The 14,570-nt window shown below is 67.4% G+C and carries 15 protein-coding genes; 5 read left to right on the top strand and 10 right to left on the bottom strand.

Annotated features, from left to right (window positions below; genetic code table 11):
* Window positions 1-28 precede the first annotated feature (28 nt).
* A complete protein-coding gene (gene grxD / locus QPR87_RS11230) occupies window positions 29-391 on the top strand; it encodes a Grx4 family monothiol glutaredoxin (RefSeq protein WP_011747711.1) in 363 nt (120 codons plus the stop codon).
* Window positions 392-478: 87 nt separating this feature from the next.
* On the opposite strand, the gene QPR87_RS11225 is transcribed toward grxD, so the two are convergent.
* The 3 genes from QPR87_RS11225 to QPR87_RS11215 all read right to left on the bottom strand — a co-directional run bounded on the left by QPR87_RS11225 (window position 479) and on the right by QPR87_RS11215 (window position 2,836).
* On the bottom strand, window positions 479-1,174 hold the full coding sequence (locus QPR87_RS11225; protein WP_285049618.1) for a phage holin family protein: 696 nt from the start codon (window positions 1,172-1,174) through the stop codon (window positions 479-481).
* Between the two features lie 7 nt (window positions 1,175-1,181).
* The gene (locus QPR87_RS11220) at window positions 1,182-1,610 is read right to left on the bottom strand and encodes an ElaB/YgaM/YqjD family protein (protein ID WP_011747713.1); all 429 of its coding nucleotides are present in this window, start codon (window positions 1,608-1,610) and stop codon (window positions 1,182-1,184) included.
* A gap of 98 nt (window positions 1,611-1,708) precedes the next feature.
* Window positions 1,709-2,836: an aminotransferase class V-fold PLP-dependent enzyme gene (locus QPR87_RS11215; protein ID WP_074810337.1), complete on the bottom strand. Its 1,128-nt coding sequence runs from the start codon at window positions 2,834-2,836 to the stop codon at window positions 1,709-1,711.
* 139 nt (window positions 2,837-2,975) lie between these two features.
* Between QPR87_RS11215 and QPR87_RS11210 the strand changes: the two genes are divergently transcribed.
* The 3 genes from QPR87_RS11210 (at window position 2,976) to QPR87_RS11200 (ending at window position 6,430) form a co-directional block, all read left to right on the top strand.
* Window positions 2,976-3,692, top strand: coding sequence for a type 1 glutamine amidotransferase (locus QPR87_RS11210; RefSeq protein WP_285049617.1), 717 nt, complete (start codon window positions 2,976-2,978; stop codon window positions 3,690-3,692).
* Window positions 3,689-5,047 (top strand): glutamine synthetase family protein, encoded by a 1,359-nt coding sequence (locus tag QPR87_RS11205; protein ID WP_011747716.1) that lies wholly within the window; start codon window positions 3,689-3,691, stop codon window positions 5,045-5,047. Before QPR87_RS11210 ends, QPR87_RS11205 begins: the two co-directional genes overlap by 4 nt.
* A 72-nt stretch (window positions 5,048-5,119) precedes the next feature.
* The gene (locus QPR87_RS11200) at window positions 5,120-6,430 is read left to right on the top strand and encodes an NAD(P)/FAD-dependent oxidoreductase (protein ID WP_285049616.1); all 1,311 of its coding nucleotides are present in this window, start codon (window positions 5,120-5,122) and stop codon (window positions 6,428-6,430) included.
* On the opposite strand, the gene QPR87_RS11195 is transcribed toward QPR87_RS11200, so the two are convergent.
* The 4 genes from QPR87_RS11195 to folK form a co-directional block, all read right to left on the bottom strand.
* A complete protein-coding gene (locus QPR87_RS11195) occupies window positions 6,427-7,083 on the bottom strand; it encodes a DUF2062 domain-containing protein (protein WP_011747718.1) in 657 nt (218 codons plus the stop codon). The genes QPR87_RS11200 and QPR87_RS11195 overlap by 4 nt on opposite strands.
* A 12-nt stretch (window positions 7,084-7,095) precedes the next feature.
* Window positions 7,096-9,213 (bottom strand): RelA/SpoT family protein, encoded by a 2,118-nt coding sequence (locus tag QPR87_RS11190; RefSeq protein ID WP_011747719.1) that lies wholly within the window; start codon window positions 9,211-9,213, stop codon window positions 7,096-7,098.
* 22 nt (window positions 9,214-9,235) lie between these two features.
* Window positions 9,236-9,592, bottom strand: coding sequence for a DNA-directed RNA polymerase subunit omega (gene rpoZ, locus QPR87_RS11185; protein WP_011747720.1), 357 nt, complete (start codon window positions 9,590-9,592; stop codon window positions 9,236-9,238).
* 70 nt (window positions 9,593-9,662) lie between these two features.
* On the bottom strand, window positions 9,663-10,256 hold the full coding sequence (folK, locus tag QPR87_RS11180; protein WP_104492558.1) for a 2-amino-4-hydroxy-6-hydroxymethyldihydropteridine diphosphokinase: 594 nt from the start codon (window positions 10,254-10,256) through the stop codon (window positions 9,663-9,665).
* A gap of 12 nt (window positions 10,257-10,268) precedes the next feature.
* Between folK and QPR87_RS11175 the strand changes: the two genes are divergently transcribed.
* Window positions 10,269-10,820 (top strand): LabA-like NYN domain-containing protein, encoded by a 552-nt coding sequence (locus QPR87_RS11175; RefSeq protein ID WP_011747722.1) that lies wholly within the window; start codon window positions 10,269-10,271, stop codon window positions 10,818-10,820.
* Window positions 10,821-10,862: 42 nt separating this feature from the next.
* Here QPR87_RS11175 and QPR87_RS11170 read toward each other — a convergent pair whose 3' ends face one another.
* From QPR87_RS11170 to QPR87_RS11160, 3 genes are all read right to left on the bottom strand, one after another.
* The gene (locus tag QPR87_RS11170) at window positions 10,863-12,254 is read right to left on the bottom strand and encodes a peptidoglycan -binding protein (RefSeq protein ID WP_011747723.1); all 1,392 of its coding nucleotides are present in this window, start codon (window positions 12,252-12,254) and stop codon (window positions 10,863-10,865) included.
* Window positions 12,244-13,896, bottom strand: a complete 1,653-nt coding sequence (locus QPR87_RS23620; protein ID WP_350310452.1) for a hypothetical protein — start codon at window positions 13,894-13,896, stop codon at window positions 12,244-12,246. Before QPR87_RS23620 ends, QPR87_RS11170 begins: the two co-directional genes overlap by 11 nt.
* An 82-nt stretch (window positions 13,897-13,978) precedes the next feature.
* Entirely contained in the window at window positions 13,979-14,533 is a 555-nt protein-coding gene (locus QPR87_RS11160) for a gamma-glutamylcyclotransferase (RefSeq protein ID WP_011747725.1), read from the bottom strand.
* Window positions 14,534-14,570: the final 37 nt, after the last annotated feature.

Raw genomic sequence — 14,570 nt, 5'->3', positions numbered from 1 at the left:
TGGCGGCGCTTCAGCAAGGACCAGCAGAATGACCGATGCACGCCAGCAGATCCAAGAGACGATCGACGGAGACGATGTCGTCCTGTTCATGAAAGGGACCAAGGAAATGCCCCAATGCGGCTTTTCAAGCCGCGTGGCCGGGGTGCTGAACTACATGAACGTCCAGTATCGCGACGTGAACGTGCTTGCCGATGACACGATCCGGCAAGGAATCAAGGATTTCTCGGACTGGCCCACCATCCCGCAGCTCTATGTCAAGGGCGAGTTCGTCGGCGGCTGCGACATCGTCACCGAGATGACGCTGTCGGGCGAGTTGGACCAGCTTTTCGACAAGGCGGGCGTGACCTATGACAAGGACGCCGCCGAGAAGATCCGCGAGGCGAACGCCTGACGGCAGGCGCGCATCCCGCATCCTGGACATGAATGACCCCGCCAATGGCGGGGTCATTCGTTTGTCGGCGCGGCGCGGCCGAAGCGCTCAATGGCGGCCGTCATCCCAGTCCTCCGCCTCATCCGGCTCGTCGCGATGGCGCCGGGCCTGCAAGCGCGACGCAAGGGTCATGCCCACCGCAAAGGCGCCGATCAGCGGCGCGATGGCCGCCGCCCGCGACTGCGAGGCGCCCTGGACCTGTCCCGCGGCGCGGCGCAGCGCATCGGGCGGCAGGCCCAGCTTGCGCGCCGCCCCCTCGCCCGCCCGGCGCGCGGCGCCATAGACGCGAGCCTCAGCCCGGTCGGCCATGCGGTCGGCCTTGTAGGACAGGCTGTCGGTCACCGAATGCACCCGCTGCTCGGCCTGTTCCATCAGCAGGCTGGCCTTTTGCGAGGCACGCTCCAGCGCCGCATCCGCCGCGCCTGTGGCCTTTCCGATGGCGACATCGGCGGCAAGCATCAGCCGCTGCTCGACCTCGGCCTTCAGCTCGTCGGTGGTCGGGACGGGATGGCGCTCCCTTTTCGCCACCAGCATCACGACCAGCCCGATCAGGACGAAGCCGATGCCGATGGCCAGAGAGGCGCCAAGCGCCCCCCAGCCAAGATGATGGGCAAGCCAGGTCCACAGCGCCGCCAGCAGGAAGCCGGCCCCGATCAGCAGGGCCACCCCCGCCCCGGTGCCCAGCCCGGCGCGGCGCAGCCTGTCGGTCAGGGCAAGCTGCAGGTTCCTGGTATAGTCGAACATCGAAAGCTCAGCGGCGCGCGATGATCAGGCCCAGCAGGAAGCCGACGCCGGCCGCGATCCCCAGCGCCTGCGCCGGATGGCGCCGCACCATGTCCGAAACCTCGTCGTAATATTCCTCGGCATGGGCAGCGACCTCATGCGCCTGGCGTTCGCCCTGGCGATAAAGCCGGCGGGCCTCGTCGCGGGCGCGCTCGGCATATTCATGGCCGCGCTCGCGCACCGTGTCCGCATATTCGGCGCCGCGCTTCTTGGCCGTTTCGACGAATTCGGCCCCCTTCTCGCGGGCGGTCTCGTAAAGTTCGGCGCCGTGCTCGCGCGCGGTCTCGAGGGCTTCGTTGGCCTCGTCGGCCGCACGGCGGGCGTGACGGCCTACATCGTCGGCGGCGTCGCGCGCCTTGGCCTTGATTTCGTCGGCGGTGGCTTCGTGGTTCGCCATGATATTGTCCTTTCACAGGGCTGTATCGGTTTTCGGAAGGCAAACCCCGAAGGGGCGCAGATCGTTCCCGCGCCCGTCCCGATTTCCCGCGCCCGGCCTCAGAACGCCGCGTCGAAGGCGGGAATCAGCCGCGCCAGCGTGCCCTCGACATCGCCAAGCTTGTCGAGCCCGAACAGCCCGATGCGGAAGGTGCGGAAGCCCTCGCCCTCGTTCACCTGCAAGGGCACGCCCGCGGCGATCTGATAGCCGGCGGCAAGGAACTTGCGGCCGCTTTGCACCTCGGGATCGTCGGTATAGCAGACCACGACCCCCGGTGCCGCAAAGCCCTCGGCCGCGACCGAGCGCAGCCCGCGCCGCGCCAGTTCCGAACGCACCGCATCGCCCAGCCGCCATTGCGCCTCGCGCGCCGCCTCCAGGCCGAAATCGCGCGTCTCGTTCATCGCGTCGCGCAGGCCCAGAAGCGCGTCGGTCGGCAGCGTGGCGTGATAGGCATGGCCGCCGTCCTCGTAAGCCTTCATGATCGCGCGCCATTTCTTCAGGTCCAGCGCGAAGCTGTCGCTGACCGTGGTCTCCAGCCGCTCGACCCCGCGCGGCGACAGCATGACCATCCCGGCCGAGGGCGAGGCCGACCAGCCCTTTTGCGGGGCCGAGATCAGCACGTCCACGCCGGTTTCGCGCATGTCCACCCAGATCGCGCCCGAGGCGATGCAGTCCAGCACCATGATCGCGCCGACCTCATGCGCGGCATCGGCCAGCGCCTTGATGTAGTCGTCGGGCAGGATCATGCCCGCCGCCGTCTCGACATGCGGGGCGAACACGGCATCGGGTCGGGTGTCGCGGATCTTGGCCACCACCTCGTCGATGGGCGCGGGGGCGAAGGGCGCGCGGGGCTCGTTGCCCTGCGGCCGGGCCATCATCACCGTGGTCTGGCGCGCAAAGCCGCCCGCCTCGAAGATCTGGCTCCAGCGATAGCTGAAAAAGCCGTTCCTGACGATCAGCGCATGGGCGTCGCGGCCGAACTGGCGCGCCACCGCCTCCATGGCGCAGGTGCCGCCGCCGGGGACCAGCGCCACGGCCTCGGCGCCATAGACCTCGCGCAGCATGGCCGAGATGTCGCGCATCGCGCCCTGGAATTTCTGCGACATGTGATTGAGCGAGCGGTCGGTGAATACGACCGAGAACTCCTGCAATCCCTCGGGGTCCACATCGGGGCGAAATCCGGGCATGGCCGATCCTTTCTGCTGGTTTCGCCGCAAGCCTAGCGCGGCCCGCAGGCATGGGCCAGCCCCGCGGAAGGTCGCAGCCCCCCTTGCCCGCGCCCGCCCTCGCGACTAGCTTGAAGGCGAACAACCGACAGGCCAATCCATGCGTATCGGCATTCTCAAATGCGGCCAATCGCCCGAGGAGCTTCGCGGCAATCTGGGCGATTACGACACCATGTTCGAACGCCTTCTTGCCGGGCGCGGCTTCGAATTCTCCAGCTATCACGTCGAGGACATGGAGTTCCCGCAAGGCGTCCATGACGCGCAAGGCTGGCTGCTGACCGGCTCGCGTCATGGCGTCTACGAAGACCACGCCTTCATCCCGCCGCTTCAGGACTTCATCCGCGCGGCCTATGCCGAGCATGTTCCCTTGGTCGGCATCTGCTTCGGGCACCAGATCATCGCCCAGGCACTGGGCGGCGCGGTGATCAAGCACCCGGACGGCTGGGCGGTGGGCGCGCAGGACTACGATTTCGGCGGCGAGAGGGTCACGCTGAACGCCTGGCACCAGGATCAGGTGATCCGGCGGCCGGAAGGGGCCGAGGTGCTTGCCCGCAACGCCTTTTGCGAAAACGCCGCGCTCATCTATGACGACCGCGCCTTTTCCGTGCAGGCACATCCCGAGTTTTCCGACAGCTTCATCGAAGGGCTGATCGAGCATCGTGCCCGCGGCACGGTGCCCGAGCCGTTGCTGAACATCGCCCGCGCCCGCATGGGCACGCCGCGGCAATCGACCGGCATCGCCGACCGGATCGAGGCGTTCTTCAAGGATCCCGCCGCTTTCCGGGCACAGACGCAAATCCGGCAGGGGGCCGCATGAAACCGCATTGGATCGACGAAACCCCATCGGCCGCGCAGGACTACGTCGCCGGGCGCCGGCTGGACGAGGTGGAATGCATCGTCGCCGACATCGCCGGCGTGGCGCGGGGCAAGGCCATGCCCGCCTCGAAATTCGCGCATCAGGAACGGTTCTACCTGCCGAACTCGATCTTTCTGCAGACCATCACCGGGGATTGGGCCGACAACCCCTCGGGCGCCTTCACCGAACCGGACATGATCCTGACGCCGGACTTCTCGACCGCGACGGCCGCGCCCTGGACAGCGGACGTGACCTTGCAGGTCATCCACGACGTCTCGGACCAGTCGGGCAACCCGGTGCCCATCGCGCCGCGCAACGTGCTCAAGCGCATCGTGGACCTGTATCGGCAACGCGGCTGGCGCCCCATCGTCGCGCCCGAGATGGAGTTCTTCCTGGTCGCGCGCAACATCGACCCGAACCAGCCGATCATGCCGCCCATGGGCCGCTCGGGCCGCCGCGCCGCCGCCAAGCAGGCCTATTCCATGTCGGCGGTGGACGAATACGGCAAGGTCATCGACGACATCTACGACTTTGCCGAGGCGCAAGGGTTCGAGATCGACGGCATCCTGCAGGAAGGCGGCGCCGGCCAGGTCGAGATCAACCTGAACCACGGCGATCCGGTCGCATTGGCCGACCAGATCTTCTATTTCAAGCGGCTGATCCGCGAGGCCGCGCTGCGCCACGATTGCTTCGCCACCTTCATGGCCAAGCCCATCGAGGGCGAGCCGGGCAGCGCCATGCATATCCACCACTCGGTCGTCGGCATCGACGACGGGCGCAACATCTTTTCGGACGTGCAGGGGCGCGAGACCCCGGCCTTCATGCATTTCATCGCCGGGATGCAGAAGCACCTGCCGGCGGCGGTGGCGCTGCTGGCGCCCTATGTCAACAGCTATCGCCGCTATGTCCCTGATTTCGCAGCACCGATCAACCTGGAATGGGGGCGCGACAACCGCACCACCGGGCTGCGCGTCCCGATCTCTCGCCCGGAATCGCGGCGGATCGAGAACCGGCTGGCGGGCATGGATTGCAACCCCTATCTGGGTCTCGCCGCCAGCCTCGCCTGCGGCTATCTGGGCCTGGTCGAGGCCGAGGCGCCGCGCGCCGAATGCCTGGGCGACGCCTATATGTCGCAAGACGAGCTGCCCTATAACCTGGGCGACGCGCTGGACCTGATGGATGAGAACGCGGCGATGCGCGAGGTGCTGGGGGCCGAGTTCATCGCCGTCTATCAGGCCGTCAAGCGCAACGAATACAAGGAGTTCCTGCAAGTCATCAGCCCGTGGGAACGCGAGCATCTGCTGTTGAACGTCTGAATCGGCAAGCTTGGGAGATTCGCGGACCGCCGGAATGAGTATTTGAAGAACGAAGAAGGCCAGGGCCGACGCATGAACCTGCTGTTTTCCAACGACCGGCTTGGCGAATATCCGCCCAGCCTTTACGCCGCGACCCGCGATCCGCTGCCCGCCTTTCCCCAGCAGCGGGGCGAGGAGCGCGCCGACGTGGTCGTGGTCGGCGCGGGCTATACCGGGCTTTCCGCCGCGCTGCACCTGGCCGAGGCGGGGCGTGACGTGGTGGTGCTGGAGGCGCATCGCGTCGGTTTCGGCGCGTCGGGACGCAATGGCGGACAGCTCGGCTCGGGCCAGCGGCTGGAGGTCGATGATCTGGAGAGCATGGCGGGCGTCGAGACCGCCCATCGCCTGTGGGACATGGCCGAGGAGGCCAAGCGCCTGACCCGCGACCTGGCGGCGCGCGCCGGCGTGCCGGTGGCCGACGGCATCGCCCATGCCTTTCGCAAGCCCGTCGAGTTCGATCATGCCCGCGCGATGATCGACAGGCTTTCCCGCGATTACGGCTATGACCGGATCGAGGCGCTGGATCGCGATGCCTTCCGGGCGCTGGTGCCCTCGGATGCCTATGCCGCCGGCGAGCTGGACCACGGCGCCGGGCACCTGCATCCGCTGAACCTGGTGATCGGCATGGCACGCCTGGCGGATGCCGCCGGGGCGCGGATTCGCGAGTTGAGCCACGTCCATCACATTCGCCACGCCCGGAAGCCCGGCGAAAAGAGCGTGGTGCAGACCGGCAAGGGCCGGGTGATCTGCGATCACGTCATCCTTGCGGCCAATGGCTATCTGGGCAATCTCGACACCCATGTCGCCGCCCGCGTCATGCCGATCAACAATTTCATCGTCGCGACCGAACCCTTGGGCGCGCGCGCGGCCGAGGTGCTGACTAGGCCCATCGGCGTGCATGACACGAAATTCGTGGTGAACTACTGGCGGCTCGACCCCGAGACCCGGCTGATCTTCGGCGGCGGCGAGAATGTCAGCTATCGCTTTCCCACCGACATCGCCGCCAAGGTGCGCAAGCCGCTGCTGGAAATCTATCCCAACCTTGCCGATGTGGCGCTGACCCATGCCTGGGGCGGCACGCTGGCGATCACCATGAACCGGATGCCCTGCTTTGCACGGCCGTCGCCGAATTGCCTGTCGGCCAGCGGCTATTCCGGGCATGGGCTGGCGCTGGCGACCTTGGCGGGCAAGCTGATGGCGCAGGCGGTGCAGGGGCAGAGCGAGGGCTTCGACACCATGGCCGCCCTGCCCTCGCCCTCTTTTCCCGGCGGCGCCGCGCTGCGCTGGCCGCTGCTGGTCGCCGGGATGAGCTGGTATTCGCTGCGCGACCGGCTGGGCTTCTAGCTTTCCGGCCGTTCCCTTTCCGCCAGTTCGCGCTCGCGCCGCAGCTTGGCGCGGGCGATGCGCTCGGCCATCTGCTTTTCGCGGTGGCGGTGATAGGCCTTGATCAGCGGCACGGTCATGTAATGCGCCGCGACCGAGACCGCGAGGCCGGGCAGGACGCCCCCCACCGCATAGGGCAGGAATATTTGCTCGTTGAATTGCAGCAACTGGTCCCAATGCGCCGTGCGTTCCGCGCTCAGCGGTGCCAGCAGGTTGTTCCACAGCTCGCTGCCGGCGCGGGTGAATTCGTCAAAGATCAGATGCGGGGTGAACTTGCCCTCGACCCCCAGCATCCAGCGCCCCAGCCCCACCGAGGTCAGCGCGATAAAGGGCGTGGTCAGCGGATTGCCGACGAAGGTGCCCAGCAGCGCCGCCAGGATATTGCCGCGGATCAGCCAGGCCAGCGCCGCCGCACCCATGAAATGAAAGCCGAAAAACGGCGTGAACGAGATGAAGATGCCGCAGGCCCAGCCGCGCGCCACCCGATGCGGCTGGTCCGGCAGGCGGCGCAGCCGGTGCAGCACGTATTTCGACGCCCGCTTCCAGCCCGAGCGCGGATAGAACATCTCGGTCCACATCTGAGCATAGCTCAGCGGCTTGCGTCTCTTGAACATGCCGCCGCGCCCTCAGTTCATATGGGCGGAAGGATCCCGGATGCGCGAGACCTGGGCCACGTCGCTTTCGGTTTCCAGCGCGGTCAGCAGCGCATGCAGATGCTCGCGGTCGCGCAACTCGACCTCGACCCGCAGGCGATAGAAATCCGGCTTGCGATCGATGAATTCCAGATCCGAGATATTCGCCCCCTGCGCGCCGATCAGCGTGCAGATGCGGCCCAGCACGCCGGCATCGTGGCGGATGGTCAGGGACAGCATGGTCGAATAGGCCGCCGGGTGCTGGCCCTCGCGCCAATGCAGGTCGACCCAGCGTTCCGGGCTGTCCTCGAACTCGGCCAGCACCGGGCAGTCGATGGCATGGATCACCACGCCCTTGCCGCGATAGGTGATGCCGACGATGCGCTCGCCCGGCAGCGGGTTGCAGCAGGGCGCGCGGGTGAATTCCTGATCCGCCTCCAGCCCCGCCACCGCGCGCCGGGCGTCGATCTCGCTGCGCTTTTCGGCGAGTTCCGGGTAAAGCGTGGTCAGCACGTCATGGGCCGAGATCTCGGCGCTGCCGATCCGCGCCAGCAATTCGTCCGTATCGGGCAGCGCCATGGTCTTGGCGGCGGTGCGCAGCGCCTTGTCGCTGACCTTGCGTCCGACATGTTCGAAGGCCACCCGCACCAGTTCCGAGCCGAGGCGGATGAAGCGGGTCCGGTCCTCTTGCCGCAGCGAGCGGCGAATGGCCGCCTTGGCCCGGCCGGTGACCACGATGTCGAGCCAGGTCGCCTGCGGGCGCTGGCCCGAGGCCGAGATGATATCGACCGATTGCCCGTTCTTGAGCCGGGTCCACAGCGGCACGCGGATGCCGTCCACCTTGGCACCGACGCAGGACGACCCCAGCCGGGTATGGATCGCATAGGCGAAATCCAGCGGCGTCGCGCCCTTGGGCAGCGGGATCACGTCGCCCTTGGGCGTGAAGCAGAACACCTGGTCGGAATACATTTCCAGCTTGACGTGTTCCAGGAACTCGTCGTGATCCTCTTCGCCGAAACGCTCGGTCAGGCTGGCGATCCATTCGCCCGGATCGACGGCAAAGGGGTTCGCCGTGCGCACCCCGTCGCGATAGGCCCAGTGCGCGGCCACGCCCGCCTCGGCCACTTCGTGCATCTGGCGGGTGCGGATCTGCACCTCGACCCGCTTGCCGTCGCGGCCCGAGACGGTGGTGTGGATCGAGCGGTAGCCGTTCGCCTTGGGCTGGCTGATGTAATCCTTGAACCGGCCCGGCACCGCGCGCCAGCGGTGATGGATCACGCCCAGCGTGCGATAGCAGTCCGGCTCGGTCCGGGTGATGATGCGAAAGCCGTAGATGTCGGACAGGCGCGAGAAGGAAAGCTGCTTTTCCTGCATCTTGCGCCAGATGCTGAAGGGGCGCTTGGCGCGGCCATAGACATCGGCCTCGATCCCCTCGCGCTCCAGCTCGGCGCGGATATCGGCGGTGATCTTGGGGATCACGTCGCCGGATTCGCGCTGCAGGCTGACGAAGCGGCGGATGATCGAATTGCGCGCTTCGGGATTTATGACCTTGAAGGCCAGGTCCTCCAGTTCCTCGCGCATCCATTGCATGCCCATGCGGCCGGCAAGCGGCGCATAGATGTCCATGGTCTCGCGCGCCTTCTGCGACTGCTTGTCGGGGCGCATGGACTTGATCGTCCGCATATTGTGCAGCCGGTCGGCAAGCTTGACCAGGATCACGCGAAGATCGCGCGACATAGCCATGAAAAGCTTGCGGAAATTCTCGGCCTGCTTGGAATGCGCGCCCGAGAGTTGCAGATTGGTCAGCTTGGTGACGCCATCGACCAGATCGGCGATCTCGCGCCCGAAGATATGCGCCACCTCGGCCCAGGTCGAGCGGGTGTCCTCGATCGTGTCATGCAGCAATGCGGTGACGATGGTGGCATCGTCCAGCCGCATTTCGGTCAGGATGGCGGCGACGGCGACGGGATGGGTGAAATAGGGCTCACCCGAGTGCCGGAACTGTCCTTCATGCATGCGACGCCCGTATTCATAGGCGTTGCGGATCAGTTCGGCATTGGTGCGCGGGTTGTAATTGCGGATAAGCGCGATGAGGTCTTCGACGTCGATCATGATGTGCCGAAGACCTTTGGATTCAGTTCCTGCCCTGCGCTTCCAGCATCATGCGCAGCATGCGCTCCTCCGACTCTTCGTCGGCGGGTTTCGGACGGTCCATCTCGGCGCCCAGCAGCAGCGCCATCGCATCCTCTTCGGGCTCATCGACCTCGATCTGGGTCTGCTGGGCCTCGATCATGCGCTCGCGCAGATCGTCCACGGGCTGGGTTTCGTCCGCGATCTCGCGCAGCGAGACGACGGGATTCTTGTCGTTGTCGCGATCGACGGTCAGCGGGCTGCCGGCAGCGATTTCGCGTGCGCGATGGGCAGCCAGCATCACCAGGTCAAAACGGTTCGGAACCTTGTCGACGCAATCTTCGACTGTAACGCGGGCCATCGGTCACCTTATCAGCTGGAATCGGGGTGCAGGGGCGAGGCCGGATATGTGGGCGCCCGCAGCGGAAATGTCAAGCACTTGCAGGCCGAATCCCCGCCAAAGCCTCGGGCGGCAGGGCGGCCAGCATCTGCGCCACGCTGCGTCCCAGGCGCGGATGCATCCAGTTCGGCGCGATCTCGGCCAGGGGCGCCAGCACGAAACCGCGGTCCTGCAGGCGGGGATGGGGCAGGATCAGCCGGTCGGGCGCGCGCAGCGGCTGTTCTTGGGGCGGCAGGCTGCGCCAATGGTCCTGCTCCGCGGCATCGGGCAGGACCAGATCGCCATGGGCCAGCAGGTCCAGGTCCAGCCCGCGCGCCTGCCAGCGCCGGCCTTCGCGGCTGCGGCCCAATTTTTTCTCGATCATGTGCAATTCGTGCAGAAGTTGTTCGGGCGGAAGATCGCAGCGAAATGATGCCGCCGCATTCACATATTCGGGACCCGAACCGGCAGGAAAAGCCGGCGTTGACCAGAATCTGCTGACGGCGACCGGCACAACCGCAGGTAATTTCAATATGTTGGACAACGCAAAACGCAGCCCTTCCAGCGGCAGACCTGCCGAACTAGGCAGGTTTGCACCCAGGGCCACGAGGGCTAAGTTGTCTTTCTGATTAGGGTTTCGAGACATTTCGGGGGAATCGTGTTCTACAAGGACGACCGGCTGGCGTTGTTCATCGACGGGTCGAATCTTTATGCTGCGGCAAAATCGCTGGGCTTTGATATCGACTACAAGCTGCTGCGGCAGGAATTCGAAAGGCGCGGCAAGCTGATCCGCGCCTATTATTATACGGCATTGCTGGAGAACGAGGATTATTCACCGATTCGCCCGCTTGTCGATTGGCTGCATTACAACGGGTATTCCATGGTGACGAAACCCGCGCGCGAATATACCGACGCGCTGGGTCGCCGCAAGGTCAAGGGCAACATGGATGTCGAACTGGTGATCAACGCCATGGAACTGGCACCGCGCCTGGATCATGCGGTGCTGTTTTCCGGGGACGGCGACTTCCGGCCCCTGGTCGAGGCGCTGCAACGCCAGGGCGTGCGGGTCTCGGTGGTCTCGACCATGCGCAGCCAGCCGCCGATGATCGCCGACGAATTGCGCCGCCAGGCCGATAATTTCATCGAGCTGGACGCGCTGCGCGACATCATCGGCCGGCCGCCGCGCGAAGCCGCCCCGCAGGAAAGCTGAACCGGCCCGCAAGCCCCGGGCCGGCTTCGGCCGGCGCGGCGGCTAGCGCTCGGTCAGCTTCAATTCGATGCGGCGGTTCTGGGCGCGGGCTTCGGGCGCGTCGCCCTGCGCCACCGGACGGGTATCGGCGAAGCCGGCGGGCGCGAGGCGGGTCGCCGGAAAGCCCAGGTCGTCCACCATATAGCGCACCACTGCCAGCGCCCGCGCCTGGCTGAGTTCCCAGTTGTCGCGATACCGCCCCTGCCCCGACAGCGGCAGATTGTCGGTATGGCCGTCGACGCGGATCATCCAGTCGATCTCGGGCGGGATGTCGCCGGAGATCTGTTTCAGCATGTCCGCCACCCGCGCCACCTGTGTCCGGCCTTCGGGCGACAGTGTCGCCTCGCCCGGCGCAAACAGCACCTCCGAGGAAAAGACGAAGCGGTCGCCCACGACCCGCACCCCCTCGCGCCCGGCGAGGATCTGCGACAGCCGTCCAAAGAATTCCGACCGATAGCGCGCCAGATCCTTGGCCTCGGCTTCGGCCTTGCTGCGCGCCTCTTCCTCCAGCGCGCGGCGCTTGCGTTCCTCTTCGGCGGCGCGCAGCAGGGCGACGTTCAGCTGCCGGCCCAGATCCTCGGCGCGCAGATCGGCTTCGCGGCGCTCCTCTCCGGCGGCATCCAGCACGGCGCGCAGGCTGCCCAGCTGGCTGTTGAGCTGCGCCACCTGCTGGTTCAGCGCCGCAAGCCGGCGTCGGTCCTCGACCGACAGCGCCTCCTGCTCGGATAGCTGCTGCCGGGCCAGGGCCAGCAGGGCGGCCTGCTTCTCGGCCTCGCTGGCCCGGGCCTCGGCCTGCTCGTCCAATTCCTGCTTGGCGGTCTCGGCGGCGGCCAGCAGGGTCAGGGTTTCCTCGGCCTGCTTTCGCGCCGCCTCCAGTTCCAGCATGGTGGCGTCCAGTTCGGCGTCGGACTTTGCCAGCCGCTCGCGCAGTGCCTCGGCCGCGGCGGCATCGGCCAGCCGGGCCGCCTCGGTCTCGTCCAGTTGCTGCCTGGTTTCGGTGTTCCGGCGCCGCAGGTCGCCGATCAGCGCCTCCAGCGCCTCGCGCCGGGCGGCGGCCAGTCGCGCGGCCTCGGTCTGGGCGTCGATCTCGGCCCGCGCGGCCGTTACGGCCTGTTCGGAGCGCCGCAGCCGCTCGCGCTCGGCCCCCAGGTCGCGGTCCAGCGAGGCCGCCCGCGCCTGCGAGGTGGACAGCGCATCCGAAAGCTCGGCCACCTGCCGGCCAAGCTGATCGAGTTCGCTGTCCTGCGTGGTGATCTGGTCGCGCAGCACCGATTGCACCAGCAGAAAGATGGTCAGCACGAACATCATGACCATCAGAAGCGCCGTCATCGCATCGACGAAGCCCGGCCAGATCGTGGCGGAAAAACGGTTGCCGCTGCCCCGGCTAAGTCCCATCGCCGCGCTCCAGGCTGCGGATGGCGCGGGTCAGCGCGGCCAGATCGCTGCGCAGCTCGGCGACCAGCCCGTCGCGGCCGCTGGCCGTTTCCTCGACCAGCCGGCCCAGTTGCACGTCGATCGAGCGCAGCCGCATCCGCGCCTCGGGATCGTCGCCCGAGACGGTGCCGGGAACCGGCCGCTGCGCACCAAGCTCGAGGATGCGGTCCTGCCCCTCGGCCAGCCGCTCCAGCACGCGGATCAGCCGGGAATTATCGGGCGCCCCGGACTCGGCCAGCGCCGCCAGCCGGCCCTGCCCCTCGGCCAGCCTTTCCAATGCCTCGCCCAGGGCCGCACCGTCGATCCCCGGTTGCGGCGGTGCCTCGGCCAGGGCCGCAAGCCGTGCCTGGCCTTCGCCGACCCGCTCCAGCACCGCCAGCAGCCCTGGATCATGGCGCGGCGCATCGGCCAGCCGATCAAGCAGGGCGACCAGATCCGGGTCGCGGCGCGGCGCGGCCAAGGCGCCGATCGCCTGCTCGACCCCGGTCAGCGCCTGCGCCGTCGCCTCGCGTTCGGCGGCCAGCGTCTCGCCCAGCCGGTCGCGATCCGAGCCGAGCAAGCCGGCCAGCCGCTCCACCCCCTCGGCCAGCGCCAGCGAGCGCTGGTCGGCGGCCGCGGCCTCCTCGTCGCGCAATTCGTCGCGGCGCAGGTAGAACTCCTGCAAGCCCGCCATCTGCGCCTCGACCCGCTCGATGAAGCCGGCCAGCGCCGCCTCGCCCAGCCCCTGCCCTTCGGCGCCGCCCAGGCCGATGCGGGTGAACCCCGACATCCACTCCTCGAGCTCGCGATAGAAGCGGTTCTGGCCATGGGCGACGAACAGCTCCAGCAGCCCGACCACCAACGAGCCCGCCAGACCCAGCAGCGAGCTGGAAAAGGCCGTGGCCATGCCGCCCAACTGCGATTCCAGCCCGGTCATCAGCTTGTTGAAGACCTCGAGCCCGGTCTCGCCATCCTGCGGCGCAAGGGCTCGGATCGTGTCCACCACGGCGGGCACCGTGGTCGCAAGCCCGTAGAACGTCCCCAGAAGGCCCAGGAAGATCAGCAGGTTCGCCAGATAGCGGGTGATGTCGCGGGCCTCGTCGATCCGGGTCGCCACCGATTCCAGGATCGAGCGCGAGGATTCGGTCGAGATCGCGCCGGCGGCTGGCCCGCGCTGGCCCAAAAGCGCGGCCAGTGGTGCAAGCAGCCGTGGCGCGTCGTCCGGCCCGGCCGGTTCGGGGGCGCTGACGCCGCGTTCGGCGGCATTGCGGCGACGGGCGGCGAAACGCTCGATCCAGCTGACCGATTTCACCAGCTCGGCAACCTGCCAGAAGCAGCCCAGCACGCCCATGACGAAGACGGCGAGGATCAGCCCGTTCAGATACTCGTTCGAATGAAAGATCGAGACGATCCGGCCATAGGCGAACCAGGCCCCTGCCACGACCAGCACCAGCACGATCAGCATCAGCAGGATCTGCCGCACCGGCTGCGAGAATTGCGGCTGCGAAGGACCGGTTCCGCCCGGCCCCCCCTCGCGCGTCGCCGCCAGCCGGGCAGCACGAGAGCGGCGGCCTTCCGGCGCGGCGGGCGGATCTTCGGGCGGTTCAGCGTCGGTTCGGGACAAGTTCGACCCCCTTGCAGCTTTCGGCCCGACTGTAGAGGGCGGACCCGCGCCTGCCAAGCGTCGTCGCCGGGTCGGATCGTCGCTATTCCCGGCCGGGATGCAGCAAGCCGCGCACCTGCCGCGCCAATTCGTCCATGGCGTGGTCCTCGATGCCCATCTGCGCCAGGTGCCGGGCGGTATTGAACAGGTAATCCGCGTTCGGCCCCCGCCCGCCCTGCGCCCGGGCGATGATCCGGGCCTGTTCGTGCAGGTCCAGGGGGCCGGCATATTGGTCATGGTCGCGGCGGATCACATAGGCGACCGCCTCGACCGCGCGGCCGTCCTCCAACACCAGGGGCAGAGACAGTTCCGCATAGGCGTTGGTCGTCAATTCGCGCTCGCGCAGGGCGGCCAGCGTCTCCTCCCATTCCGGCTCGGCCACGCGCAGCGCCAGGCCCCGGCAATGGGCGCCCGGCTCGGCGTCCAGGCCCAGGACCAGCCCGGGCACCTCGCTGGTGCCGCGATAGACGACCGAGCGCAGGCAGAAGCTGCGGGCATAGCCGTCGAGCCGCGCGGACACCATCTCGGCCACGGGAAAGCCCGGATCCCACATCAGCGAGCCATAGGCAAAGACCCAATGCTCCCGCCGTTCACCCATTCTTTACCCCGACGCCCTAGATAATCCGGTCAGGAAA

The sequence above is a fragment of the Paracoccus sp. SSJ genome (genome assembly GCF_030234105.1).
Lineage (GTDB): Bacteria > Pseudomonadota > Alphaproteobacteria > Rhodobacterales > Rhodobacteraceae > Paracoccus > Paracoccus denitrificans.
Note: the sequence above shows the minus strand (reverse complement) of the source record. Positions and strands in the feature narration are given on the sequence as shown.